Consider the following 26,803-nt stretch of genomic DNA (forward strand, 5'->3'; position numbering starts at 1 on the left):
CTAGTAGACGAATCTGCATCATAAGACCAACCTATAGATAAGTTTGAGCAAAGTTAGACGCTGGGGTCTGAAGTGTGTTGTTCCATGATGAAAAAAGGATGGGTTATGAAAATGCTGAAAAAATGTGCGATAGTTTTAGGTTTTATTTCTCTGGCAGGAATGGTTCAGGCTGCGGTGGTCAGTAATCTGCTGCAAAATGCCGATTTTGAAGCATTGGACGGAGCCGCCAACGAGCCGAATGACGGCGATACGCCCTGGAATGCCATAGAGGTTCAGCCTTGGATTGTTGCAGGCCGGATAGATGAAGCCCATAGCGGAACCCAGGCGGTTAAGGTGGTGAACTATAATAAAGGTACCATCACCCAGAATACGGGCGTGCTGCTTGAGTCGAATACGGCCTATGAGGCCTCGGCCTGGATTCTCACAGGCGGTCTTGAACACGCATCTCAAACCGATCCTCCAGAACTCACCATCTCTTTATATGCTACAACAAACGGGAATCCGGTTGGACCTTATGTTTATCAGGCGGGCTTCTTTTTCGATCAGGCCAATACGACCAACGATACATGGGAGAAAGTTACGGGTATCCTTGAGTCATCAAGTTCGGCACTTCAGGACGTTGTCGGTGAATATATTCAGCTGCGTTTTATTAAAACTGACAGTGGTGATTCGGGAGACGTCAGTTCGTATGAATTGTTCATCGATGATGCGGAATTCGGAGTGTATTCGCCGGAAGCCCCGCCGGTCGGTTTGCTGCTCGGGTACCATACGGGCATTGGAACCAATTATGACTATGCGGTCACCGGCGTAGAAGGATCTCTTTTCGGAGCAAGTTTTGACGGAAGCGTAATTGAAGCTTCTGCGGGATCATCCGATGGAACATATGGTACGTTATCCGGAGCTTCCGTGCTGCGGACCGGGTACAAGGTTCGGGAAGGGACTACAAATACAAACAGTCGGGTGGATGTCCGGATCAAGAATAATACAGGCAGTCCGCTCCAGCTCGAGTCAATCAGTTTTGATTATGGACGGATGTATGAAGCCAGTCCTCAGGACATCACACTCAGCTATGCCTATGGAAATCTCAATGAGATGGACAATACCGAAATTTTCACAGCAACGAACCTGGCAGTGACCGGCCAATACGGTGACTACCATGACTTCGACATTCCGTTGACCAATCTGAATGATGTTGTTCTTGGAGATGGTCAGCAGGCTACGTTCCGTCTCTCCATCGATAATGCAGCGGGACCCTGGGACAGAGGTGCGTTCGACAATATCGCTATCATGGGCATCTCGTCTACGGAAGCATGGTTTGTTGCTACCGAACCATCCGCTGCGGACCAGGTCCGGCTGATCGTTTATGCATCGGGTGATCTCAGCCAGATCTATCTGGTAGGCCGTGATAGTCTTTCTGATGGCAATTGGGCTTATACGGGGCATTCTGACGATGGAACGAGCTCCTATGTGATCACCAATCTGACTCATTCAACGACCGACGGTACTAATCGTTTCATTTATGTGGATGGAGCAGAAGCGAAGAATTTTTACGGATTGGAATATTAAGCGGTCCGATTGATTCGATTTTTATAAGCATACAAGAGCGCCGTTATTTAAGCTGTAGCGGCGCTTTTTCTGAGAGGGAAAGATAATGATGAAGAAACATAATTCAGCGGTTTTATCTCTCCTGTTTATCTCAGCGGCCGGTATATCCGGAGCAACCACCAACTGGATCGATGATGCTTCATTTGAAGCCCTGAGCGGTTGGGACCAGCCGAATCCGACCAATACAACCGGCTGGATTTCTTCCGAAACGGGCAATACCGCAAACTGGGGCTGGGTTTCGCGCGAAGTATCCATTGTGAAAAGCGGAGATCAGGCGCTGCGTTTCACCCATTGGGCGGGGGATGCTTCGGCGTATCAGAATCTGGGGCTGACCATCGATTCAAGTAAGACCTATGAAATCAGCTTTGCCATGCGGTTGGATAATCAATCCGCGAATCCTGCGCAAACGAACGATACGGTTATCGGTGTTGTCATTTCAACGAGTCCGGCGTTGGGCGGAACCTATAGCTGGAGTGGAAAATCCATCTATAATCTGGCTCCTTCCACGACCGGGGTTTGGGAAACGATTACCCTGCATATCGACGGATCAGATCCGCTGCTGGCGGAGGAGCAGGGGGAATACATTCAGTTTCAACTGAAAAAATTCCAGGCCGCGAAAAATTCGGAATACCAGATCTTTATTGATGATGTTTCTTTTCGTGAATTCCCGGCGCCGGATGGCGTGGTATCCATTGATCCTTCTGTGGACACCCACGAGGTTTCCGGCATGGCGATGGGCGGCGGGCTGGTCTATTCCTGGTATCCGGATGCACTGTTTGACGATGGTGAGATGGCGCACATCATCAAGGATATCGGCATCGGTGGTCTGCGCTGGCCGGGCGGGGCTGTTGTGACCTATTACCATTGGGACGACCTGAATGGACAGGGGTGGCAGGATCACTGGAACCCGAACTATGATCGCGCCGATGACCTGCCGGCGCACATGTTCCAGGATCTGGATGAATACTTGGAATTGATCGATGAAACCGGCGCGGAAATTATGCTCGGCGTCAATATGAGCTCCGGCATTGAATGGGATCGTGAAGCGGAAGCCATTGCTGAGGCGAGCAACCTGATGGTTTATGTGCAGCATCAGGGCTATGACGTAAACTATATTTATTTTGATAACGAAAATTTTCAGGATGGAAATAACTACAACCGCGATGATGATAACGATGGCGAAGCGTGGACACCCGAGCTCTATGCCGAAAAGTTTAATCTTTATGCGGCCGCGGTGAAAGCCACCTTCCCGGACGCCAGGTTAATCGCCAATGCGCATAACAATGTAAATGGATCCCGATTTTTATCCGACATGCAGATCATGTTGGGCATTGCCGAATCCAACATTGATTTAGTGGATGTGCACTATTACTGGTCGTGGGATACGGCCACATGGGATATCTGGAAATCGCAGTTGCCCATGCAGCGCGGGGGTGGACAGACCTTTAAGGAAACCGTGGAATATGCCAACAACCTGTTTGTTTCTGAGGGATATCCCCATGTGCGTTTAGCTATTCTGGAATGGAACATTGCGCCGGGGCCGTGGGAGACCGATCCGAATCATACCAAATTTAAAACGGCCTTAATGCAGTCGGAAATACAGATGCAGTTCCTGCAGGCCGGACTGGATATCGGCATGCTGTGGGCATTGGATGTTCCGTCCGTAGATCCTGCAAGTGATCGGCATGCCATTCATAACGGCGATCCAAATGCCTCCGCGCTCTGGATGTGGATGTTTTCTAAAGCCGCCGACCGGACCGTGGTTGAGTCATCATCACCTATATCGGGGGTATACATACTTTCCGCGAAGGGCGATGACGGCTCGCTGGTTACATGGCTGCTGAATAAAACCGATGTGGAGTATACCCTTGAGATGAACACGGTCGGCTTTACGGTTAACGAGGTGTCCGAAGCCTGGACCTTGGTTGACGAGGGCGATGGACGAGGTTCGCTTGCGGTACTTGATGTGTGGGATGTGAACGGGAAAAAACAAAGCACCTTTCCTGCAAATTCGCTGAGCATGATCGGTTGCAACTATGCAACAAACCCTGTTCCTGAACAGCCGGTTATTACATCGGAAATTGCTGAGCCGATATCTGAGGGGCTATTGCTGGCCTGGGATGGGGGTTCCGAGACTCCGGCGTTCGTTGCGACCGGGATCAACGGATCGCTTGCAAGCAGTACTTTTTATGAGATCGATGATACGGCAGGCTCAACGGATGGAAGCTACGGCAGCGCGTTTTCCACCGCTGCCACCGAGGCATCGGCATTTGCCGTGCGCGAGGTAGAAGGGGCGGATAGGGTAACTTTCACGCTTAAGAATGAAACCGGGCTGCCTTTACGTTTGGATGCCGTTCATTTTGATTATGCCGCATGGTGGGAGGATTCTCCTCATGACATAGCTTTGCTTTATGGATCCGGCGACCTGGAAGGGGTCACCAATCAAACGGATATTCAGACCGTCACGGGACTATCGAGCACGGGTAAAAAGAATAATTACGCCGACTTTGACTGGACGCTCTCCGGACTGCCCGATCGGGTACTCGCACATGGGGAAGTCGTGAATTTAAACCTCGTGGTTTCCAACTCCGGGGCGGAATGGGCCAACGGTGCTTTTGATAACCTGGCCCTATCCGGCGGGACGGTTTCGAATTCTGCCGATACCGTGCTGATTTCGTGGCGGGCGGAGACCGGAACCAAATATGAAGTCATGGAGTCCGCGAACCTGCTTTCCAATGATTGGAACTCCGCATCCGGAATACTCATTGAAAATTCCGGGGATATTTCTGTGCCTGTGGAGCTGAAGACCCCTTCATTTTACCGGCTTGAAATCGAGCCGTAACCGAATTAAATCCCATTTTTTTTTATGCAATGTATGAGGGTATCCCGATTTCAGGGATGCCTTTCTTTGTACGTATGACTGGCGACTGTTGCCGCTCATAAATCGTACTGCTTCACCTCCTACTATCAGTCCCTGGACCCGACCTAGAGGTTCCTCTAGGTGACAGGATCTATAGCCACGCGTTATCTTATCCGAGTAATTGCTGAAAGAAGTGTCTTGGCTGCATGTGTGAGGTATGGGCGGGTAGCCCTGATTAACGTTCATGGGCCAGGTAGTGAAAAAAGAAACCAAACAGGAGAGAAGAGATGAAGAGAGGTATAATAGCATTGTTATGCGCTGTATTACTGGCCGGTGTTGGAGCCGCCCATGGGCAGGTGTTCGTGTATGACTCGGAGAACAATGATTATGTCACCGCGAATAAGGATTTTAGTGCCACACCAACCTCATGGCAGAATTATGAATCCGCACCGGCAAGCGACTATACGGGACCTTCGTTTTCGTATGCCGGCGTGAACTCCGATTCAGTCCAACTTAACCAAGCGAGACTTTTGGCGAATGATCGGCTGCAAATGAACGATAATACCAATTTCCACTATATGGTCGCGTTTGATTTTCCGGCATCCGCGGTGAAAACCATCACGACGCAAGGGTCTACATTTGGTGTCGGGGTGGCGGGTGACGATACCTACCTGATCCTGCATGACAGTACGCAAGGTCCTGCGGATGGGTGGTACGCCACCCTGCTGCACTCGAGAACGACGGTCAGCACATTTGAATATACCGTAGAAGTTGCGGATGCCACGTGGTATGCGTTCACTCCATCCACCGTTAATGGTACGGTTCCGCTCGGAACCATCGGTTCCGTGGTTGATGTATCGATCATCACTGGCGGAACGTTTGATGAGGCCGGGTACTATGCGGATGTTTATGACAATAATGCCGGTGCTATCAACCATTACCTCTGGTCCTTGGTGGTCTATGAACCTTCCGCGGATGCTTCGCTTGAACTCGGGGAATTATTGCCGCTATATGTGGAAGATGCATCCGGTGTAGTGACCGGAACGGTTGCGGTTTCCTACGTTGAAGGAATTCCGGCCACCAACGTAACGATCTCCGCAGTTTCCGTTGTGGATCAGACTCATCCGGGCGCGTTCGCCAATATAACAGCTTTACCGCTGAATCTCATCGCCCCGGCTCCGGCAACGGAAGACGTCTCTATTGAATTCGACAACTCAACAGCGGGGCTTTCAAACGGCCAAACCGCCACCGGCGTGGTGCAGATTATTTGGAACGAAGTCGGTTCAGCTTCCAGTTCCACTTCCAGTGTGCCGGTCAGTGCGACCCGTCTGGCGATTAACCAAGGCAACACCATCGCGATTTTCGACCATACCGGTTCAACTGCAAATCCCGCTCTTCAGGGTTTGGTGACAAGGATCTCCAATGGGTACGGTACGGTAACCGGCCAGGGATCGACCGACGGCAGCTATGGAACGCTTCCGGGCGATGCACGCACCGATGGCGGTTGCTACCGGGTTTCGTTGACCTACCCGGTTGTCTCGGTGGCCATCACCAACGAGACGGGATTCGACTGCACCTTCGATTCGCTCCATTTCGATGCCGCGAAACAGTATGCCAAGGGACTGAAAAAAGTGGAGGTATCGATTTCGGGCGATGTGACCAGCGGTCCGCTTTTCACAAACACCGTGGATCTGACCCAGTTCGCCGGCACGGTCGGTGACTATGACGACTTCGACATCGACCTGACCGGTCTGGCCGACCGCACCCTCGCGCATGGCGAAAGTGCTTTGATCGAATTCACCTTCTTCGACGGCGACCCGTCCAACTCCAATGCGGTTAGTTGCATCGACAATATTGCGCTGCTGGGGTCCGGTTCGAACGGTGCCGGCCTGACGAGGGTGCCCGGCGGATGGATCAGCATGGACATTTCCGGACTCGATCTGGGCTCCAGCCAACTGATCGAAATGTTCTACACCGAAGGCGATTCGGCAACCAACATCGTGATAACCGGTGTATCGTTTGCAGACGAAACGCATCCGGGATCGTTCAGTTTTTCAGGCTCCCTTCCGGTGGAGCTCGCAACGGCGGAAACGACCAACACCATTGTCACGCTGGTATTCGATAACACCGTGGCTAATGTCGCAGCCGGCACCTCCGCCTCCGCGGTGATGGAGCTCACGTGGAATGAAAAAGGGCTGCCGTCCCGTGTCTTCGAGATCAACGTGTATGCCTGGCGTCCGGCCGATGTGCCGTCCACGACTAATGTGATCGCTCTGCTTGATACGGAATTCCTGACTGCAGATGCAGCGGTGAACGGCGTCAAGGCCGTTATGAGTGGAGCCGGAAGTCTCCAATACAATGAACGGGGCTCGGAAGACGGAACCTATGGTTCCATCTCGTCCAATGTGTTGGTTGCCCCGGTCACCACATCCATGTGGCAGCTCAACAATATAAATAACTCGGCCATGCTGACGTTCACCAACACGACCGTGGCCGATACTGTACTTTCGTCGCTCCACTTCGACATCGGCCGCTGGTATGCCGCTTCCGCAGACGGTTTCACGCTCTCCGTTTCCGGAGATGTGACTGCGGATCCGGCGTTGCTGTACTCCAGTCTGACGGTGCTGGGCTTCCAGAACTATGACTTCGATGATCACGATGTTGATCTGACTGGTCTGGCGGATCATACTCTGGCGGCCGGTGAGTTCGTGACCTTCACCGTCACCTTGGATCCCAAGCCAGAGTCACCGTTCAACAATACCTGGATCGACAATGTCGCATTGCTGGGCACCTTCGATGTATTCGGCGGATGGGCGAACGATGAAGGGCTGACCAAAGGCGTCAATGACGGTCCGTATGATAATCCGGATGGTGACGGCAAGGACAACTTCATGGAATTCGCGACCGGCGGCGATCCGCTGGTGGCGGACGGAGCGGCCGCGGCCATGTGGCAGGCTGAAGACGGCGGAACCAACTGGCTCTACCATGTGCATGGACAGCGACAGGATGATGCCAGCCTGACCTACGGTGTAGGTACCAAAGAAAATCTTCAATACGATCCGTCTTGGGATAGCGGCGATGTTGAACAGGTCGGTGCTTTAACAGGTCCCGGTCTCTGGAAGACCATCACCAACCGAACCGATACAGGCGCGACCGCTAAATTCATCGGTCTGGAGGTTCAGCAAAACTAAGTTTCATCATTACTAGCTGTGAAAACAGCGCCCGCCTTGCGGTCTCCTCCGCAAGGCGGTTTTTTGTTTTCAGGGGATGAATGAAGAGGGTGGAGACGTTTTGATGTTGGATTATCTGACTGCGTTTTACCTAGTGGTTTCTACAGTAGTTGTCGTGTGCGCCAGCGTGTATCTTATGTATGGTGTATACGTGTGAAAATCGTGAGTTAGAGGTGACGGGAAATAGACAATGAAAACATGGATGATGATGGCGATACTATCGCTGGGTGCTTCAGCTCTGGCTGAGCGCAGTACGATCAATTTTAATGAAGATTGGCGATTTGCCCGTTTCGGGGCCATGCCGGATGGTTCGGAAAGGGCAGAACCTGAGGGGTTGGAAAGCGCATCGCTCGATGATTCTCAATGGCGGTCACTGAATGTGCCGCATGATTGGGGGATTGAAGGGCCGTTCCGCGATGATCTGCCGAACCGTACCGGTAAACTGCCGTGGGCGGGTATTGGCTGGTATCGGAAAACGGTGGATGCACCGGTCTCTGATGCCGGGAAAAAAATCTTTATCGATTTTGACGGAGCCATGTCTGATTCGAAGGTGTGGCTGAATGGCGAATATGTGGGGGAATGGCCCTATGGCTATTCTTCCTTCCGCCTCGACCTTTCCAATCATTGGAAACCCGGCGAAAAGAATACGATTGCCGTTCGGCTCGACAATAAACCGGAATCTTCGCGCTGGTATCCGGGAGGCGGGATCTATCGCAATGTCCGCCTTGTGAAAACCGAGCCGGTGCACGTGGATCATTGGGGCATTTTTGTAACGACGCCGGATGTTTCGAAAAAAGAAGCAACTATTTCGATTAAAACCGAGGTGGCGGGGGCAGATGACCATACCATTATTCTTCAAGAAATTGTAGAAGCCGGCGTGCAGGGAGAAGGGGCTCATCTTCAAATCAAGGTGGCCAATCCCAAATTATGGAGTCTGGAATCGCCAACGCTGTATACGTTAAAAACCACCGTTAAACAAAATGGGATCGTGGTGGATGTGGTTGAAACCTCATTCGGAATTCGTACCATTGAATATACGTCGGAAGGTTTTTTCCTGAACGGAAAAAAGGTGCGTATGAACGGGGTTTGTCAGCATCATGACTTAGGGCCACTGGGATCTGCGATCAACACACGTGCGATTGAACGGCAGATTGAGATTCTTCAGGAGATGGGGGTGAACGCCATTCGTACCGCCCATAACCCGCCGGCACCCGAGCTTTTGGATTTGTGCGACCGCATGGGCATTCTGGTTCAGGTGGAAGCATTTGACTGCTGGGAAAAGAGCAAAGCACCCAACGATTATGCCCGCCACTTTCCGGAATGGCATGAGAAGGATCTGCGCGCGATGATTAAGCGCGATCGGAACCATGCTTCCGTGGTGATGTGGAGTACCGGAAATGAAACCCGGGAAATGAAGAAAAAGGAAGATGCCCCGGTGTCGCAGATGTTAACGGATATTGCAAAGTCGGAGGACAGCACCCGTCCAATTACGTATGGCTGTAATGCCCCCAATGCCGGATGGAACGGCTTCCAGAAAACGACGGATCTTTTCGGGTATAACTACAAACCGCATCTTTATCAGAAGTTCCGGAACGTGAATCCCATGCAACCGTTCTATGGCAGCGAAACCGCTTCGACGGTCAGCTCCCGTGGGGAATACTTTTTCCCGGTATCCGATGAAAAACATCTGGGACAGGGCGGTGATTTTCAGGTGAGTTCCTACGACCTGACTGCACCGCCGTGGGCTAACAATCCTGATATTGAATTTGCGGCGCAGGATAAATACCCGTGGGTATTCGGCGAGTTTGTCTGGACCGGGTTTGACTATATTGGAGAACCAACACCGTATAATCAGGATAAAACCAATCTGCTGAATTTTTCTGATCCGGCAGAACGGAAACGCATGGAGGAAGAGCTGGAGCGTCTGGGCGGTAATATTCCACCGCGCAGTTCCTATTTCGGCATTGTGGATCTGTGTGGATTTAAGAAAGACCGCTTCTATATCTATCAGGCCCGCTGGCGACCGGAGCTACCCATGGCGCATATTCTTCCGCATTGGAACTGGCCGGAGCGTATCGGCGAAGTTACGCCGGTGCATGTCTATACATCGGGCGATGAAGCGGAACTGTTTTTGAATGGAAAATCGCTCGGACGGAAGAGGAAGGGCGAATTTGAATACCGCCTGCGCTGGGATGATGTGGTGTATGAACCCGGCGAAGTGAAGGTGGTTGCGTATAAGGATGGAAAAATCTGGGCTGAGGATCTTCAGAAAACCACCGGCAATTCAGCGAAACTGGAACTGGTAGCCGATCGGTCGGAAATCGCGGCGGACGGGCAGGATCTTTCGTTTATAACGGTCCGCGTGGTGGATGCTGAAGGGCTCGTCGTTCCGCGTTCTCATAATTCAGTACAATTTAAAATTGAAGGCCCGGGCGAAATTATTGCCGTGGGCAATGGCGATCCAACGAGCCATGAGTCGTTCCATGCTCTGGAACGCAGGGTCTTTAATGGTTTGGCACTGGTGGTCGTTCGTTCCGTGAAGGGCGAAAGCGGTTCGGTGGTGGTGAAGGCTGACTCGGACGGGTTGGCTGCAGGAGAGATTGAAATCGAGGTAAAATGATGAAGTGGATAGTAACCTGTATTTTAATGACCGCAGTTGCGGTTCAGGCGGAAGAACCGTGGCGTTTTCTGCTGTTGGCGGATTGGCATTCTGCGGAAAAATATACGCAACTTGAAAAAGAGACGGATTGGCTGGAGGAAGCCATTGCGGAAGATGTCGCGGTCGTCCGCATGCTGAAGGAGAATTATGGCGGGGAGCTGATTCTGATGCCGGGGGACAGCAACGGCGGGCATTGGGATACGCCGAATTTTATCAAAAATAATTTTCCCGGTGCGATGCCGGAAGAGTCGGTGCTCGAAGCCGGACGGTTATGTTATTCGGGTATGATTGTTTCATTCCGCAAAGGCGGATATTCCAAGCTGATCATGGCCGTGGGCGATCATGAAGTGGGGGATAATCCCTGGCCGCCCGGATCGGATGTTTCGCGCTGCCAGCCGCAGTTCCGTGAATCGTTTGCCAAAGAGTTTAACCGCAATCCCGATGGAGGACGGTTTCTCTATGAAAAACCGATCGGCCAGGCGGCTTCCCGACCGCTGGGCACGAAGTATGAAGAAACGTCCTATGCGTACCGTCATAAAAATATTCTCTTTATCACCCTCGATGCATTTCACCAGGAAGATCCGGATAAAAGCATTGGGCCGGAAGGTTCGGTGACCGGAACGATTACCGGCCCGCACCTCCAATGGTTGGAAGAGGTGCTGAGCGAAGCGCGCAAGGATGCAGGCATTAAACACATTCTGGTGCAGTCACATCTGCCGGTGATCTATCCGGTGCGCAAGGTAAACAGCAGCGGCATGCTGATGGACGACGATATCCGGAGCCCGTTCTGGCAGCTGCTCCGCAAATACAAGGTGGACATCTATTTTGCCGGAGAGGTTCATGCCAACACCGTGACCAAGGATCCGGGGTCGGATGTGATTCAATTGGTGAGCCGCGGTAATTTTTTCAATAATTTCCAGACGCTGGATATTTCGGACGATCGGATCGAAGTCATCTGTTATAACCAGCTGGGCGCGAAACCACAGGATGGCGACTATGAAGTTTCCGGCCGCCTGGTGATTGATAAATCCGGCGGTGTCCCCGTTTTTGAAAGCGATGGTGAGTTGGCGGTGCTGAATCCTGGTGATCGGCTGTATCATTTTGATTTCGAAGAAAAACTTCCGCTGGCGGAAAATCCGATCATGGGAACCGTGGGCCGGAAAAAGGAAGATCCGTTTAAACTGCGCGGCGTTACCTGTTCCGACATTTTTCCTAACCTCGGAAGTTTCGGGCCTCATTACAGCGGTCTGACCGATGGCGTGGAGCAGGTGCCGGGTATGATTGGAAAAGGCGGGCGGTTTACGGGCGACAGCCGGATGGGCGTTTTTGCGATGGGTCCGCTTCATGGAACGCATGCTGTTTCGTATGCCCTGTGGCTGAAAACCACCGCAGCGGAAAAACAGATGCTGATCAACACGGGTTCCATCTGGAGCAAGGAGTTGAAAAACTTTATCAACCTGAACCTGAATGACGGCGTGCCGGAAGCAATGATTTCGGATCGGCAGTGGCTGTCGGCCAAAGGCGTTAAGCTGAACGATGGGAAGTGGCATCATGTGGCCATGAGCATGCCCGGCAATGGCTGCAAACTGTCTGAAGTGCAGCTTTTTGTGGATGGAAAACCGGTTAAGACCGAGCTTACCGGAAAAGATGCCCATCTGTTCTTTAATCAGGCGGTTCGCCTGGGTATCGGCGGGTTGAACTACAGCAATAAAGGCTTCGATAAATTGCCGGTAAAACCGTTTGTCGGCGAGCTGGATGAAGTCTCGGTCTGGGCACGCAGTCTTTCCGCAGATGAAGTGAAGCGGGCGATGAAACTGAAAGCAGGGCAGGAACTATGAAGCGCCGGAATTTTAACCGACTGATCAGTGCCGCGGGCCTTGCTGCCATGGGGCAGCATACGCTGGCCGGAAAAGCGAAGCAGCCGAACCTGCTGATTATTCATACGGATGAGCATAATTTCCGAACACTGGGATGCTACCGGGATCTGATGACGGATGATCAGTCCTATGTCTGGGGTAAAGGGGTGAAAGTAGAAACGCCGCACCTGGATTCGCTGGCGCGGGATGGTGCCATTGCAACGAGTTATTATGCGGCCTCGCCGGTCTGTACCCCTTCTCGGGCATCGATTATTTCCGGGCTGTATCCGGTGCATACGGGCTCTCCGGTAAACGATATGCCGCTGAATGATGACCTCGTTACCTTTGCGGAAGTGCTGAAGCGGAACGGCTATGCCACGTCATACGTCGGAAAGTGGCATCTGGATGGCGATGCCAAGCCCGGTTTTGCCCCGGCACGGAAATTCGGATGGGACGATAACCGTTATATGATTAATCGCGGGCATTGGAAGATGCTGGAAAAAGACGGGAATACCGCAAAATTTGTCGGCTCGTTTAATGAAAAAAATAATCAGTACAAATTTGATATCAACGATGCGGATGAATTGTCATTTACAACCGATTTTCTGTGTGACCGCACCCTGGAGATTATTGAACGGGATAAAACGAAACCGTTTTGTGTGATGGTTTCGATTCCCGATCCGCACGGGCCCAACCATGTGCGGAAACCGTACGATACGATGTTTGCGGATATGCATTTTGAGAATCCGCACACGATGGATGCCTCGACAGAAGAGACGGTTCCGGGCTGGAGTTCAATTAAAGGAAAAAACTCGGCGGAAAAAGGCCTCAAGCAGGAGCAGATGCAGTGGTATTTCGGGATGGTGAAGTGCATCGACGACAATGTGGGCCGTATTCTGAACTACCTGGAATCGCAGGGGCTGGCTGATAATACGATTGTCGTCTTTACGTCCGACCACGGCGATCTGATGGGCGAACACAAAAAACATAACAAAGGCGTTCCTTTTGAAGCGTCGGCAAAGATTCCATTCCTGATTCGCTGGCCGGGTCATATTCCGTCCGGGAAAGTGGTGCGGTCAGCGCAGAGTAATATTGATTTTGCCCCGATGGCGCTTTCGATGACGGGCGTGAAAACCGGCTGGCCGGACTTTCATGGTCGCGATACCTCGGGCGATTATTTGAGCCCTGAAAAAGACGTTGGCGATGATCGTGTGGTGTACATCACCAATGCGGGCAGCCGATGGGTGGCGGCGGTGAATCGGCGCTATAAGCTCGTTCTTTCGCCGAGCGATGATCCGTGGTTGTTTGATTTGAAAAAGGATCCGGACGAACTCATCAATTTTTATACGCATCCGGAATACAAAGAAATCGCTGAAAAAATGCAGGCCGAGCTGATGGCGCAAATGGAACGGTATGCCGAACCGGCACTGGCCAACGGTAACCTGATTTATGAAACCGGCGGTTCTGCTCCACAGCAGGAAAATAAGGCCCTTTCTTCAAGTGAAGGTTATGTGGTCGACAGCGGTCCGCATGCGGTGAAGGGCGAGCCGGGGCAGTGGGCGCGGGCGATTACCGTTCCGGGCGGAACCTTTGAAGCGAATACCGCGTATGAGCTGGCAGTGGAGTGGGAGTCGAAAGGCCTCGATGCCGGAGCCGCTTTTTTTGCCAATTTTCTCGATCCGAAAAACAAGAAAGCTAAGCAGACGGAAACCTGGACGGCGGTTGTCGGAGAAACCGGAACATTGAAGGCCGTACTTAAGACCTCGGGTTCCAAGGGTTGGACATTACACGTTGGTGTTCGCGATGGCGGAGAACTGTTGGTGAAACGAATTAAAATCAAGAAGAAGTGAGCTCTGGTATGAAAACAATACTTTTTGGAATGCTGATGATGGTGGCTGTGGCAGGTGCTGTTGCGGACAAGCCCAATTTGATCGTGATTATGTGTGATGATCTGGGCTATGCGGATGTGGGGTTTAATGGATGCACGGATATTCCGACGCCCAATATAGACCGTATTGCGGATAACGGGGTTCGCTGTACCAGCGGCTATGCGCCGTATTCTGTCTGCGGACCGAGCCGGGCCGGGTTTATTACCGGCCGTTATGGCCAGCGTTTCGGATTTGAGCGAAATCCACAGCATCGCGTGGATGATCCGAATATGGGGGTTCCGCTTTCGGAACGGATGTTTTCCGAAGTGCTTAAACCCGTTGGATACACCTCCGGTATTGTGGGGAAGTGGCATCTGGGAGCGCACGAAACGCTGCATCCGCTCGCGCGCGATTTTGACTACTTCTATGGTCATCTCGGTGGAGGCCACCGCTTTTTCCCGGAAGACCTGACAATTGAAGGGCATGGGAAAAATGAAGAAGAGAGTTACCGGACCAAGATTCTGCACAATCACGAAATGGTGGAGACGAGTAAATATCTTACCGATGAATTTTCTGATGCCGCAGTTGAATTTATTGGTCAGAGCAAAGAGCAACCGTTTTTCCTGTTTCTCTCCTATAACGCACCGCATCTTCCATTGCAGGCGTCGGACGAGTATTTAGATCGTTTTCCGACTCTTGAAGGTAAACGGAAAGTTTATGCGGCCATGGTGAGTGCGGTGGATGATGGAGTCGGGCAGGTTTTCCAGAAGTTGGAAGAGCTGAATCTGATGGAAGATACCATTATCTTTTTCCTGTCCGACAACGGGGGCCCTGAACCGAAAAATGCTTCGGATAACGGGCCGTTGCGCGGGAGCAAAGGTGATTCATGGGAAGGCGGTTTCCGGGTGCCGTATGCGGTGCAGTGGAAAGGCGTGCTTCCAGAGGGCGTTGATTATGATCACCCGGTGAGTTCGCTCGATATTCTTGCAACGATTACGGAGCTGTCCGGCGCATCAGAGGATCCGGCGCGTCCGTTGGACGGGGTGAATCTCATTCCTTATCTGACCGGCAAGAAGAGCGGTGCGCCGCATCAGGCGATTTACCTGCGCAAATTTGACGGTCAGAAATATACGGTCCGGAGCGGAGATTATAAACTGCATACCCAATGGCATGGAGATGCGCCACGGCTCTATAACCTGAAAGATGATATCGGGGAGGAGCGTGATGTGGCCAACCAGAATCCGGAAAAGGTCCAGCAGTTGCAGCAACTCCGTGCGCAGTGGGATGCGGAGCTGATCGAGCCGGCCTTTCTCGGCCTGATTCATACGCCGGAGTGGCAGGCCAAGATTAAGAAAAATCAGCAGTCATCAAAAAAGAAAGGGACATCTTCCTGGGACTGGTTTGCCGCGCTCGATCTGAATAAAGACAATGGAGTCACATTAGAGGAATGGATGGATTGGGGCGCGTTAAATGCGAAACGCAAGGGCGAGTCCTACAATGAATCGCGGCAAAAGGAATATTTCCTGGGGCGCGATGAAAACGGGAATGGCATCATTTCGCGTGAAGAACTAATAGCCAAAGCGGGGAAATAATATGAAAGCGATTTTGATTTTACTATTCTCCTGCAGCATCACTGTGGTCCTGGCCTCGGAGCGACCGAATATTCTCTTCATTGCCATCGATGATATGAATGACTGGACTGGGTTTCTCGGCGGCCATCCGCAGGCGCAAACCCCGAGTATGGATCGTCTGGCGAAGAAGGGGGTGAATTTCACGAATGCGCACTGTTCAGCTCCGGGATGTTCTCCAAGCCGGAATGCCTTGCTCTATGGCGCGGAGCCGTTTAATTCCGGGCTGTATGCTTTTTATGATCAGGAAGGTTTTTCCAACGAAGTGCTGGAGGGCTATACGTCGTTGCCGGAGCTGTTCAAAAACAATGGGTACAACACCTATGGATCGGGAAAGATTCACCATCGTCGTGAACCTACGGATGCAGAATGGACAGAATTTCATGAGCCGCCGAAAACCAATCCGCTGAAGTTTGATGATGTTGAAGGGTATATTCAGGGTAAGAAAGGTAAGATGCGGTTTTCCCCTACGCTGAACCCTCTTGAAGATCATACGGATTATAAGAATACTTCGTTCGGTGTGGATGTGCTGAGTCGTGAACATGAACAACCGTTCTTCCTGGCCGTGGGCATTGTTCGTCCCCACCTGCCTTTCACGGCGCCGAAACAGTTTTTCGATCTGTATCCCATGGAGGTGGAGCCCCCGCGAATCAACCCGACCGACCATTCGGATATTCCAAAGGTTGGAAAGGCCATGGCGAAAGTGGGGGATGATAATAAATTCAAAAAGGATAAGGCCTGGAATAAAGTGCGCAGAGCCTATCTGGCGTGTGTCTCCTGGGCCGATTTCAATGTGGGTCGTCTGATCGATGCGCTGGAAGAAAGTCCTTATGCGGATAACACCGTGGTGGTTCTATGGTCGGATCATGGCTATGGCATGGGCGAGAAAAAACACTTCCGTAAATTTGCCCTGTGGGAAGAGACCACCCGGGTGCCGTTCATCTTCTGGGATGCCCGTGAAAAGAAAGCGGTTGCGGGCAGGGAAGTGCAGGATGGTGTTTCGCTGATTAACGTCTACCGCACACTGGCGGAAATTTCCGACCTGGACGTGCCTGAAAAAGCCGATGGGTTCAGTCTGGTTCCTCAGCTGAAGGATCCATCCGCGCCCGTCGAGGGTCAGGCCATTTGCACCTGGGGCAGGGGAAACTATACCGTGCGAACCCGCGACTGGCGCTATACCCGTTACTATGATGGCGGCGAAGAGTTATATGATCATACCAAAGACCCCGATGAATGGACCAATCTGGCCAATAACCCGGAATATGCCGATGTGAAGACCAGACTTTCCGCCAAACTTCCACAACAGGAAGTGCCGATTATTATGGAGGGCCTCGAGGGGTGGAGCATTCCATACAGCGCCGACAAAAAACTAGAACCGAAAAACAAAGGAAACTAATTGATGATGAATAAGTCATTAAAAGCCATGGTCCTGGGGGGGCTGGTTGGCGTGGTGTCCGCAGCGGAACGGCCGAATGTGGTTCTCATTGTCTGTGATGATCTTAATGATTATATCACCGGGATTCAGGGGCAGGCGGGGCATCCGCAAACCCTCACACCCCATATGGAAAAACTGGCTTCTTCCGGTGTGGCGTTCAGGAGAGCCTATTCAAACCATCCAGTCTGTGCACCATCCCGTTCGAGTTTTCTTACCGGTATTTATGGCCATACATCCGGCAATCTTTTCTGGAATAAATGGTTTCAGAATCCAGTACTGAAGAACTCCCGCAGTCTGATGGATCATTTTAAGCAGAACGGCTATCACGTGGTCGGTTCCGGCAAAATGATGCATCATGGAAAGCCCGATGAGTGGAGCGAGTTCAAGTATAAAGCCGACTATGGCCCGATGGCGTATGACGGTGAAAAACGGGTGGCCCATCCGGGCGTGCCGAAGCCGTTCTGGGATATCGGTTCTGTCGATGGATCCTGGGGGGCGCTTGAAGATATTCCTTATGCGGACGAGGACAAACCGGGATCCGGCTGGATCTATGGGGACTGGAGTAAACTGAAAAGGTTTAATCCTGAAACCGATCTGACTCCCGATGAAATGAATGCAGAGTGGGCGGTGAATCAGATTGAATCATTTTCAAAACAGGATGGAGACCAGCCATTCTTTCTAGGCGTAGGTTTTATCCGTCCGCACACTCCGCTGCATGTGGCGAAAAAATATTTTGAAATGTTCCCGCTGGATGAACTTGAGATGCCGCTGATTAAGGATGGCGATGCGGACGATACGCACTATCGTGAAATTTTCGATCCCGGGCATAAGGGCCTACGCTATTACAAGACCCTGATGGACTCCTATGATGGGGATAAGGAACGGGCCATTAAAACCTTTACCCAGGCATATCTAGCCTGTGTAGCCGCTGTTGATGAGTGTATTGGTGACGTTGTTGAGGCCATTGATAACAGTCCATACAAGGACAACACCATTATTGTCGTTACTTCTGATCATGGTTGGCAGATGGGGCAGAAGGATTATCTATTTAAAAACTCTCCCTGGGAGGAAAGCTGTCGAGTGCCGTTGGTTGTACGTGCGCCGGGTGTGGCAAAAGCCGGACGAGTTGCAGAGCATCCGGTTTCGCTGATCGATCTTTACCCGACCCTCGTAGATCTCTGCGGCCTTCCGAAAGAAACCCGCAAAAATAAAAACGGGGCTCCATTGGATGGATATAGTGTTCGTCCGTTCCTGGAAAATCCCCAGAGTCGTACCTGGGAGGGACCGGAAGGGGCGCTTTCCATGATTTATGTCGGCGAGCTGAACAAAGGGTTCTCCTCAGAAGATAAAAATATGCTCAAAAATCAGCACTGGAGCTACCGCACCGAACGTTGGCGCTATATCCGCTACTTTGATGGGGTTGAAGAGCTCTATGATCATGAAAGCGATCCGCGTGAATGGACCAACCTGGCCGGTTCGCCGGAACATGCTGCGATCAAGAAAAAACTACATCAGCAGATACTGGAAATCACCGGCCCGCTTGACCGAAAAACACCGACTCAGCAGACCGTTTCATCAAAACCGAAAAAGAAATGGAACTGGTTCGGCACATTGGATACCAATAAAGATGGCATAGTCACCGAAGGCGAATGGCTGACCTGGAACAAAAAGTCTGCCGTTAAAAAAGGCGATTCCTTCAACGAAGCCAAACAGAAAGAATACTTCGCTGCACGCGATGCAAATGGCGATGGTCAATTGACCCGTAAAGAGCTGGAAGAGAGCCTGAAATAGGAAAGTAACTGCGATAACTAGTCCACGGAAAGAATCCGGATGGAGAGGTTCGAAATCCTGTTCGGGAAACTGGGGTTGCGGAAGGGCCTAAGTTCGCATTACCATCCTGTAAGGAGTGCCGATCAAGACGGTTGTTCAAAAAGCGAAAAACGGGTCATATTGACCCGCTTCCGCACTTTTTTGTTGCAACCCATTGCTATAGCGAATGTTAACTTTTGGAATTCTAAGTTCGCATTACCATCCACTTTAAGCTGCATTTAAACCATGAAGCGCGTTGCATGTCGTTTCTTTATCAACCTTGTAATCAATATGATACATGAATGTGTCTGGGTGTCAATAAGCGGTGCAACTTTCTGAAAAACGGTGAGTTTTGCTGGGCAAAACCCGAAGTTTCCTGCGCCTACCCCCAATCTTAAACCACGGATCGGTGAACTTAAGGTGGAACCTGCGGTTCCCTGTTCCGTGTTCTGGCGGCCAACGAGCCGCCCTTCCATGATGCCGTCGCGGAGCGGAGCCCGTCCCCGAAGGGGCGGCCCGGAGGGCCGAGGGCGGAGCGCAGCGACGGCATCACTTGCGATCATGTTCTGACTGCTCCTTCCATGAATACCTCGGCGGGGGTGCGTTTGTCCAGAGCGCTGTGCTTCCTCTCGTGGTTGTAATATTTAAAATAGCTGTCAAGGCCCCGATGCAACGCATGCCCGTCGGCATAGCATGCGGGATAGATTTTCTCATACTTCACCGACCACCACAGTCGTTCGATGAATACGTTGTCCAACGCCCGGCCTCGCCCGTCCATGCTGATGGTGATGTTCTCGTTTAACAGGACACCGGTGAAGGCGTTCGAGGTGAACTGGCTTCCTTGGTCGGTGTTGAATATCTCCGGATTCCCCTGCGTCAGCGCACGCTCCAGCGCATCAACGCAGAACGTGCTCTCCATGGTGCTTGAGAGCTCCCAGGCGAGCACATAGCGGCTGTACCAGTCGATTACGGCGGTCAGGTACATGTATCCATGCCGCATCGGGATGTAGGTGATGTCCGTACTCCAAACCTGGTTCACCCGTTCGATGTCCACATTGCGCAGCAAATAAGGGTAGATCTTGTGCCTCGGGGCGGGCTTGCTCGTGTGCGGACCGGGCGTGATGGCCTGAATCCCCATCAGCTGCATGAGGCGGGCGACCCGCTTGTGATTGACATCATAGTCTTGATCACGCAACCAGTCCGTCATGCGTGGATAGCCGAACTCCGGATGCCGGAGATACTGCTCGTCGATCAAACGCATCAGAAGCAGGTTCTCCGGCGTTTCCGGGGCGGGGTCGTAGTAGAAGCCCGATCTGGGGACGCCTGCGAGCCTACACTGCCGCCGAACCGAATAATCGGTGCCGGGCTCCACCCAGCTGCGGCGCGTTGAAAGCGGCAGGCTCATAGCTTTTTTTCGAGCCACTTCACGTCCATCTTCAGACGCCCGATCTCTTCGTAAAGTGGAGCCGTAAGCTCTTCTTCCGTTTGAGCCTGCTTCTTTTTCCCCGATGCAAAAAGATCCGGCGCATTCGAAAGCAACTGCTTCTTCCAATCCGAAATCTGGTTCGGATGGACCTGATATTCCGATGCCAGCTCCGCCAATGTCTTCACGCCCTTGATGGCCTCAATCGCCACCTTGGCCTTGAACTTGTCCGTGAATGTTCTTCGTTTTCTTCCCATTTCCATGCGTCCTTTTGTACCATGTTGAGGACGCAGGTTCCACTTAAGCCGGTGGTCCGAAAATCGGGGTTAAGCGCATCCCCCGAAGTTTTACAGAGCCATTTTTGATGAATTGAGAGTTTCTGAGAATTCGTTCGCGGGAAACGCCGATGATGAATACGGCGAGATCCATATCCAGAAAATGGACAGTGGTCTCATGCCTCTGGTATTCCGGAATGACCACTCTCCGATTTGAACCTGTCAGCTCAGCGGATAAAGCAATAGAGTCAGATATATTGGTTCCAATATATAGCATCTTTCATACGGGTTTATGGGTATTGCTCCCACAGAGGTTGTCAAAAGGCTCCAGGCGTTGATCGAAACACCGGTGTTTCAGAGCACCAGTGACATTTCCGGAGCCTTCTCTTTTTCGCGGAAGCTGCGTAAAATATTACATGCTCTCTACTGCCATTGGCCCGAGGACGCCCATGTTGAAGAAAACGGCTCGCCGGATAGTTGGGCTTCTACCATTGGACGGAAGAAACCGTGAAGAATACGGATTACTTCTCGAAAGCTGGCTGGAGCGATGTCCTCAAGTTCCTGCTTGCGGACAAAGGCGGCCCATTGTTCTTCTTTCCCGAATGATTCCGGGAATTCTTCTAAAAAGAAACGAGGGTTCAGGTCGAGCGGGGTTTCGCGCTGTTCAAAGGTGGCAACACAGGCTTTTTGCAGTTCTTCTCCGGCAATTTCCTCATGCTGGATGATATTCCAGACATCGTAAAAATCTTTCATGCGGCTGTTGAGCTCGCCCAGTTTGATCATCGCCTCAAATTTTTCGGCGATTACGGTCAGTTGGTGATAGCACCGCAGTTCCGGAGCAGGGAAGTCCAGCAGGGTGGGTACGGTTGCCTCAATAGCACCGGGAACCAACGCATCGCCGAATCCGATGTCGATTTGTATTGGAATGCGACTTTGCCCGATAAATGCAAACCCCCGAATCCGGACGCCTTCATAGTCGGCATCTTCTTTAATCCGTTCCGCCCGAATGTTGTCGCTGTCAAATTCGATACCGTCCCCTTCAACATGGGTCTTGCAAATCTCTTGGACGATGGCTGTCAGGTTGTCCAGCGAGTTTTCCGTGAAGCCGAGCAGATCGATGTCTTTGGTGCTGCGCCGGCCATAGTCCGGTTCCCAGACCATGAAAAGAAGGGCGCCTTTCAGGACGAAATTTTCCGAATGCTCCGATTTTGAAAGCCGGTAAAGAAAGCGCTCCATGGCATAGCGGGAAAGCAGACGGTTGAAGTTTTCTCCATGCTCTTTTGCATAATTGCGCAGGCGTTGGAAAACGGAGTGAGCAAGGTTGCTGGGAGTGGGGTTGCTCATACAATGGCCTCCATGTAAGGGCGCATTACATTATACATACGGCAGGCTTTTGCGGCTTCGACCAGTTCATCGGCAGTGGCTTTTCGATCCCTCCAGACTTCTTTAAGAGCTTCGAGGGCTACATCCATGCCGATTTTGTTGCGGAATTTAAAACAATCCGCGACGGTTTTTGCCGGACTGTAGACCTTTAGAGGTACCCCGTTTTCAATATGTTCCTGTATGCCGAACGAGTAGGCGGTTCCTGTGACATAGGTGAGATTAAGCGGGTATTCGACGGTCGGCTTCCATGTGCTTTTGGGAACACTGATCCAGATGACATGTGGGCTTTGGGTTCCGATGTTGTGAAAGGACAGGGCCGACAGCAGACAGAATACGGCGCTGGGAATGCGCTTGGCGACTTCTTGCAGTTCGTAGTTCTGGGTGATTGGCGCATCGGTGCGTGCATACAGCCCCCTTGATCGTCTTTCAAGCTGGCCGGATTTACACAGCATTGAAAGGTAAGCACGCGGGATTCCGACGGCCTCTACATCACGCGGACGGATAATTCCCCTCTGGTCTGCCAGTTTCAGTATCTGTTCTGTTCGCTTCATTATGATTTTCCGTTTCCAAGGTATATAATCACAAGTAACTTGGATTAGCAAACATTGGTTTTGCTTAAATTTAAGTGATGATGACGGCCGCGGTTGAGATCGTTATGGAGTACTATTTCAAACCCCAGCGCGCCCAGTTAAAACAAGCCCTCCAACGCAACATGCCCAGCATGCTTACGTTCGGGGTAGCCCCGCCCGCAGAAGCCGCCGCCGTATTGCGAACTGCCATTTCAAAAAACTGGAAAGCGACAATAGAAAAGCATTGAAGCTTTTGGAAGGGGTGTCGGATCAATAATGGTTTTCAGTGACTCTCGGATTTGAGCTTGTTAATCTCTTGGTCGGGGTGTTCAAGCCCCTCCGGACCCACCACTCTTTTGTTTCATCTTGTCCAATGTTTACAGGGGTTTGGTACATATTTTGCGCTTCGTCCCTCTCCTTGATAGCCCCTGATATTTTACGCAAAAACCCGATCTTTGACCAAAGAAGTGGCAAAGAAGTGGCAAAGATTTTGGCCGCACCCAACGCGGGGGAATCAACGGCAAGCACGATGCCGATCCGTAGATCCCGTAATGGCGGGCAAAAAAGTCAGTTCCTCGAGAGGAAGCCTTCGATTGTTTCCATCAGTAGCTTGGCCAGTCGGTTCAGCAGGAAGATGTCCTCTGGACGGGCCTGCTTCAGTTCCAGCGTTTCCAATACGCCCCGATGCTGCAGCATCAGATCCTCGGCCGGCAAGCGGGAGGTTTCCGCCTCGTTGCCGAAGCAGTAGGGCGAAAGGTAACGCTGTCATGCAGATTGCGGTGGGCGCAGCAACGCGGGTCCGACGGCAGGATAAAGTCAAGGGAACGCCCCTCCCGGACAGAGACATAGAGATCTTCATATGCGCGGTAGCCGCAGATCGGCTCTCCCCGCCAGGATTGACTTAGCACAAATCCTAACATAGAAAATGGGATTCGTATGTGGGGGCACGTCACAACTGCCATGAAGAGCGTTTCACAAGAGAAAATGGGAAAGAGTGTTGGATGGAATTCGTTTCTGTAACACATGTATGCAAATGAACAGCGTATCTTCCAGATTGGACGTGATGCTAAGACGCATCGTTTTGGCTATGGCCGCTTTGTTGGCCTGGCCCGTTTCGCTGTACGCGGCTTCTTTGGATTCTGAGAACGAGGTGCTTGCTGCGCCCGATAAGCAGCCGATTATCTGGAGGATCCCGCGGGAACGCCGCGAGCTGATGGAAGAATCGGACCGGCTGCGTGAGGAGCTTGCCGGGCTGCCTGCTTTCTCGGAATCACGCCAGATCGACAGCTACGGTTTCCATGGGGGATATCTCCCCGTGCTGGAAGAGCTTCCGGAAGAGCCTCGATGGACCGTGGACGTGCAGTTTGGGGAGAAAGCCGAGCTGGAGCATATTTTTCTGGTTCCGGCGATAGACCCGCGCTTTAGCGGAATACGATCCTACGGCTTTCCCCGACGTTTCCGTGTATCGGTCGTTCTGTCAGATGGCACTGTTTCCCCGGTGTCGGAGTTTCTGGAAAGAGATGCGCCGGATAACGACTATGTACCGCGCCGGATAAAGCTGGATGAACCGGGCGGAGCAATAATCCGTATCGAGGTTTATCAGGGGGCGGTGGAGGGCGAAAAAGAATATTTTGCCATGGGTGAAGTTATTGGTGTTTCAAATGATAACATTTGGAGTGCCGAGCAGGTGGAGGTCAGCCGATCTTTTGAGTCAAAGCCGTATTGGAGCAGGGATTACCTGATTGATCAAAAGACCGGTCTCGGTATGCCGCTGGGTGCTGCTGTGCAGAACCCGGCTTTTGATGCAGATCATGATTTTATCACGGAGTTGAATAATGAACCTGAGTCACCGCTTATCATTGCGCTTCATTTGGGAAGAGCCCGGTGGGTGGGATGGGTTTCGCTGTTCCCTCCAAAGGCACCGGATGGGGGCGTGGTTCCCGGCTTCGGTTTCCCCGGGGAAGTGGAATTTTTCATGGTCGATTCATTGCCGGAGTCCAGAGAAATGATTGGCCGGCGGACTCCCTATTTATGGGACAAAGGCAATCCCGGCGACAATATGGTCCGCATTCCCCTCTACTCTCAGAAGGGTCGTTGGCTGCTGCTTAAATTCAACGATCTTGCAGAACAAGATGGACGGAATTTTTTGGGGCTGGGTGAGATCGTTGTACACCAGAGAAACGAACTCCTGGCCATAAAAGACATACATCTGCTCGGCTTCCCCGCGGGGGCGCAGGAGATCGCTTCACGGCTGGTGGATGGGCTGGTCGGGGGACGCTCCGTCCTGTCAATGCGGGACTGGTTTGGGATAATCGACCGGCAATACCGACTAAATGCTGAATTGCAACGTGCTGTTGCGAAGGAAGCTGAGCTTGGGGCGCAATGGGAGATGTTTTTGCGCCGTTTGTGGATCGTGCTGGCGGCGGCGATTTTAATGGCGTTGGCGGTTGCTATCGTCTCGCGGCGAATCAGTCTCCAGAAGCTCCGGCTTCGTCTTGCAGAGGAGCATCATCAGACCGAATTGGAGCAGTTGAAACTTCGCTTTTTTACCCATATTTCGCATGAACTTCGAACACCGCTATCGGTGATCCAGGCGCCGATCGAGCGCGCGATCAAGGCGGTTTCGGATCAAAAACTGAAAGACTACCTGAGTATGGCACTCAGAAATGTCGGTGAGCTGCAGCAATTGGTGGAGCAGATTCTTGAGCTGCGTCGGATTCACGACGGGAAGATGCGCATCGAAACCCGGCAGGTGGATGTGGTGAAACTGGTTGGCGGGATCGTGGACTCATTGATGCCGCTGGCTTCCGGTCAGGATATAGAACTTGTATTTGAGCCGAAAATGGAACACGCCTCTGTTTGTACGGATCCGCATGCACTTAAACGGGTGTTGGGTAACCTGACCGGCAATGCACTCAAGTATACCCCGGCAGGCGGGCGTGTTCTGATCGGACTTTCCATGGACAAACAAAATCTGGTTTGTTCCGTCGAAGATACCGGGCCGGGTATTTCGGAGGAGGATCTTTCTCATATTTTTGAGCAGCACTTCCGCGCGGAATCGGCGGTTTCGGCGCATGTGCCCGGTTCCGGGATCGGGCTGGCACTGGTTCAGGAACTGGTTGAGCTCATGTCCGGTACTGTACGGGTGGAAAGCCCCGTGGCCGATGGGCGGGGAACGAGGTTTGTGGTGAGTTTTGCGTTAGCAGGGCAGGTGAATAATGAAAAAGCATAAGGAACATTCGGAGCAGGTTTTAGTGGTCGAGGATAATCCGGACCTGCGAATGGTCCTCGAGACTGAACTCGAAGACGACTATGAGATTCTGACGGCCTCGAATGGCCGCGAAGGGCTGGAACTGGCGCTGCTGCACCTGCCGGATCTGGTCATCGCCGACATTATGATGCCCGTTATGTCCGGGATCGAGCTGTGCAGCGCACTCAAGGGCAATGAACTTACCAACCACATCCCGGTTGTGATGCTGACGGCCCGTGACAAGGAAAGCGAGCAGGTCGAAGGACTGGAGGTCGGTGCTAACGACTATATAACCAAACCGTTCTCCATACCGATTTTGAAGATGCGAGTTAACAATCTGCTGGAATCCCGCCGGAATTTTCGCGAACGCATGATGCGCCAATGGAGGGACGGCGGGTTGAGGGAGACCTCTCCAGCTCCTTTTGAGGATCCGCTCGTGAACCGTGCCGTCGAACTGATCCTTCAGCATATAGACGATTCCGCTTTTGGGGTCGAAGAGCTGGCGCAGACGATGAATCTGAACAGTCGTACCCTGCAACGCAAGCTGAAGGTCTTGACGGATCAGACTCCTCGGGAATTTATCCGTTCTATCCGCATGCGAGAGGCACATCTACTGTTACGTACGGGGGAGCTCAGTATTTCGGAGGTTGCCTTTCAGGTAGGCTATCGGGAGCCGACTCATTTCAGCCGCAGCTTTAAACAGGTGTTCGGTATCTCCCCCTCGCAGCTGCGTGATCGCGGGCAGGAATAATCATATCCACAGTTCCGGATCGCTCTGGAATCATAGAATCATTCTCCGCTGGGCCTCGGCGGCTGCTAAATGGATACCCTGCTGCGTCCCCCGCCATTTCGTATGAGATAATATGAAAAGCCTTCCGGCGGTTTTTGTCGCGTAATGGTCTGTCTTTTGTCGGGTACGGGTTAACGCATTTTTGACCCACGGTGCTAGTTTG

The 26,803-nt window shown here is 52.0% G+C and carries 15 protein-coding genes; 11 read left to right on the plus strand and 4 right to left on the minus strand.

Annotation, left to right across the window (positions count from 1 at the left end; genetic code table 11):
- Positions 1-105 precede the first annotated feature (105 nt).
- The 9 genes from E9954_RS24745 to E9954_RS24785 all read left to right on the plus strand — a co-directional run bounded on the left by E9954_RS24745 (position 106) and on the right by E9954_RS24785 (position 18,932).
- A complete protein-coding gene (locus E9954_RS24745; protein ID WP_136081945.1) occupies positions 106-1,566 on the plus strand; it encodes a hypothetical protein in 1,461 nt (486 codons plus the stop codon).
- An 85-nt stretch (positions 1,567-1,651) separates the two neighbouring features.
- Positions 1,652-4,447 carry a hypothetical protein gene (locus tag E9954_RS24750; protein ID WP_136081946.1) on the plus strand — a complete coding sequence of 932 codons (2,796 nt, stop codon included), beginning with the start codon at positions 1,652-1,654 and terminating at the stop codon, positions 4,445-4,447.
- A 305-nt stretch (positions 4,448-4,752) separates the two neighbouring features.
- Positions 4,753-7,656, plus strand: a complete 2,904-nt coding sequence (locus E9954_RS24755) for a hypothetical protein (RefSeq protein ID WP_136081947.1) — start codon at positions 4,753-4,755, stop codon at positions 7,654-7,656.
- 229 nt (positions 7,657-7,885) lie between these two features.
- Positions 7,886-10,315, plus strand: coding sequence for a glycoside hydrolase family 2 TIM barrel-domain containing protein (locus tag E9954_RS24760; protein WP_222847307.1), 2,430 nt, complete (start codon positions 7,886-7,888; stop codon positions 10,313-10,315).
- Positions 10,312-12,192 carry a LamG-like jellyroll fold domain-containing protein gene (locus tag E9954_RS24765; RefSeq protein WP_136081948.1) on the plus strand — a complete coding sequence of 627 codons (1,881 nt, stop codon included), beginning with the start codon at positions 10,312-10,314 and terminating at the stop codon, positions 12,190-12,192. Before E9954_RS24760 ends, E9954_RS24765 begins: the two co-directional genes overlap by 4 nt.
- A complete protein-coding gene (locus E9954_RS24770) occupies positions 12,189-14,060 on the plus strand; it encodes a sulfatase family protein (RefSeq protein ID WP_136081949.1) in 1,872 nt (623 codons plus the stop codon). The genes E9954_RS24765 and E9954_RS24770 overlap by 4 nt, the downstream gene beginning before the upstream one ends.
- Before the next feature lie 8 nt (positions 14,061-14,068).
- Positions 14,069-15,670 (plus strand): sulfatase-like hydrolase/transferase, encoded by a 1,602-nt coding sequence (locus E9954_RS24775; protein ID WP_168442584.1) that lies wholly within the window; start codon positions 14,069-14,071, stop codon positions 15,668-15,670.
- A 1-nt stretch (position 15,671) separates the two neighbouring features.
- Positions 15,672-17,102 carry a sulfatase gene (locus E9954_RS24780; RefSeq protein WP_136081950.1) on the plus strand — a complete coding sequence of 477 codons (1,431 nt, stop codon included), beginning with the start codon at positions 15,672-15,674 and terminating at the stop codon, positions 17,100-17,102.
- A gap of 3 nt (positions 17,103-17,105) precedes the next feature.
- The gene (locus E9954_RS24785; protein WP_136081951.1) at positions 17,106-18,932 is read left to right on the plus strand and encodes a sulfatase-like hydrolase/transferase; all 1,827 of its coding nucleotides are present in this window, start codon (positions 17,106-17,108) and stop codon (positions 18,930-18,932) included.
- A 577-nt stretch (positions 18,933-19,509) separates the two neighbouring features.
- Here E9954_RS24785 and E9954_RS24790 read toward each other — a convergent pair.
- The 4 genes from E9954_RS24790 to E9954_RS32755 form a co-directional block, all read right to left on the minus strand.
- Positions 19,510-20,630 (minus strand): IS3 family transposase gene (locus E9954_RS24790; protein WP_407947718.1). Its coding sequence is split into 2 segments (ribosomal slippage): positions 19,510-20,364 and positions 20,367-20,630, totalling 1,119 coding nucleotides; the frame shifts between segments, so codons are not numbered across the junction.
- A gap of 441 nt (positions 20,631-21,071) precedes the next feature.
- Positions 21,072-21,992 carry a nucleotidyl transferase AbiEii/AbiGii toxin family protein gene (locus E9954_RS24795; RefSeq protein ID WP_136081952.1) on the minus strand — a complete coding sequence of 307 codons (921 nt, stop codon included), beginning with the start codon at positions 21,990-21,992 and terminating at the stop codon, positions 21,072-21,074.
- Positions 21,989-22,582, minus strand: a complete 594-nt coding sequence (locus E9954_RS24800; RefSeq protein ID WP_136081953.1) for a type IV toxin-antitoxin system AbiEi family antitoxin domain-containing protein — start codon at positions 22,580-22,582, stop codon at positions 21,989-21,991. Before E9954_RS24800 ends, E9954_RS24795 begins: the two co-directional genes overlap by 4 nt.
- A gap of 585 nt (positions 22,583-23,167) precedes the next feature.
- Positions 23,168-23,314, minus strand: coding sequence for a hypothetical protein (locus E9954_RS32755; protein WP_168442574.1), 147 nt, complete (start codon positions 23,312-23,314; stop codon positions 23,168-23,170).
- Between the two features lie 319 nt (positions 23,315-23,633).
- Between E9954_RS32755 and E9954_RS24805 the strand changes: the two genes are divergently transcribed.
- A complete protein-coding gene (locus E9954_RS24805) occupies positions 23,634-25,832 on the plus strand; it encodes a sensor histidine kinase (RefSeq protein ID WP_168442585.1) in 2,199 nt (732 codons plus the stop codon).
- The gene (locus E9954_RS24810; protein ID WP_136081955.1) at positions 25,819-26,601 is read left to right on the plus strand and encodes a response regulator; all 783 of its coding nucleotides are present in this window, start codon (positions 25,819-25,821) and stop codon (positions 26,599-26,601) included. The genes E9954_RS24805 and E9954_RS24810 overlap by 14 nt, the downstream gene beginning before the upstream one ends.
- Positions 26,602-26,803: the final 202 nt, after the last annotated feature.

Origin of the sequence: Pontiella desulfatans, assembly GCF_900890425.1 — a bacterium.
GTDB lineage: Bacteria > Verrucomicrobiota > Kiritimatiellia > Kiritimatiellales > Pontiellaceae > Pontiella > Pontiella desulfatans.

What these genes read in the sequence shown, in the direction of transcription:
- E9954_RS24745 (WP_136081945.1), top strand. Translation starts at nt 106, where the DNA reads ATGAAAATGCTGAAAAAATGTGCGATAGTTTTAGGTTTTATTTCTCTG.
- E9954_RS24750 (WP_136081946.1), top strand. Translation starts at nt 1,652, where the DNA reads ATGATGAAGAAACATAATTCAGCGGTTTTATCTCTCCTGTTTATCTCA.
- E9954_RS24755 (WP_136081947.1), top strand. Translation starts at nt 4,753, where the DNA reads ATGAAGAGAGGTATAATAGCATTGTTATGCGCTGTATTACTGGCCGGT.
- E9954_RS24760 (WP_222847307.1), top strand. Translation starts at nt 7,886, where the DNA reads ATGAAAACATGGATGATGATGGCGATACTATCGCTGGGTGCTTCAGCT.
- E9954_RS24765 (WP_136081948.1), top strand. Translation starts at nt 10,312, where the DNA reads ATGATGAAGTGGATAGTAACCTGTATTTTAATGACCGCAGTTGCGGTT.
- E9954_RS24770 (WP_136081949.1), top strand. Translation starts at nt 12,189, where the DNA reads ATGAAGCGCCGGAATTTTAACCGACTGATCAGTGCCGCGGGCCTTGCT.
- E9954_RS24775 (WP_168442584.1), top strand. Translation starts at nt 14,069, where the DNA reads ATGAAAACAATACTTTTTGGAATGCTGATGATGGTGGCTGTGGCAGGT.
- E9954_RS24780 (WP_136081950.1), top strand. Translation starts at nt 15,672, where the DNA reads ATGAAAGCGATTTTGATTTTACTATTCTCCTGCAGCATCACTGTGGTC.
- E9954_RS24785 (WP_136081951.1), top strand. Translation starts at nt 17,106, where the DNA reads ATGATGAATAAGTCATTAAAAGCCATGGTCCTGGGGGGGCTGGTTGGC.
- E9954_RS24795 (WP_136081952.1), bottom strand. Translation starts at nt 21,992, where the DNA reads ATGAGCAACCCCACTCCCAGCAACCTTGCTCACTCCGTTTTCCAACGC.
- E9954_RS24800 (WP_136081953.1), bottom strand. Translation starts at nt 22,582, where the DNA reads ATGAAGCGAACAGAACAGATACTGAAACTGGCAGACCAGAGGGGAATT.
- E9954_RS24805 (WP_168442585.1), top strand. Translation starts at nt 23,634, where the DNA reads ATGAACAGCGTATCTTCCAGATTGGACGTGATGCTAAGACGCATCGTT.
- E9954_RS24810 (WP_136081955.1), top strand. Translation starts at nt 25,819, where the DNA reads ATGAAAAAGCATAAGGAACATTCGGAGCAGGTTTTAGTGGTCGAGGAT.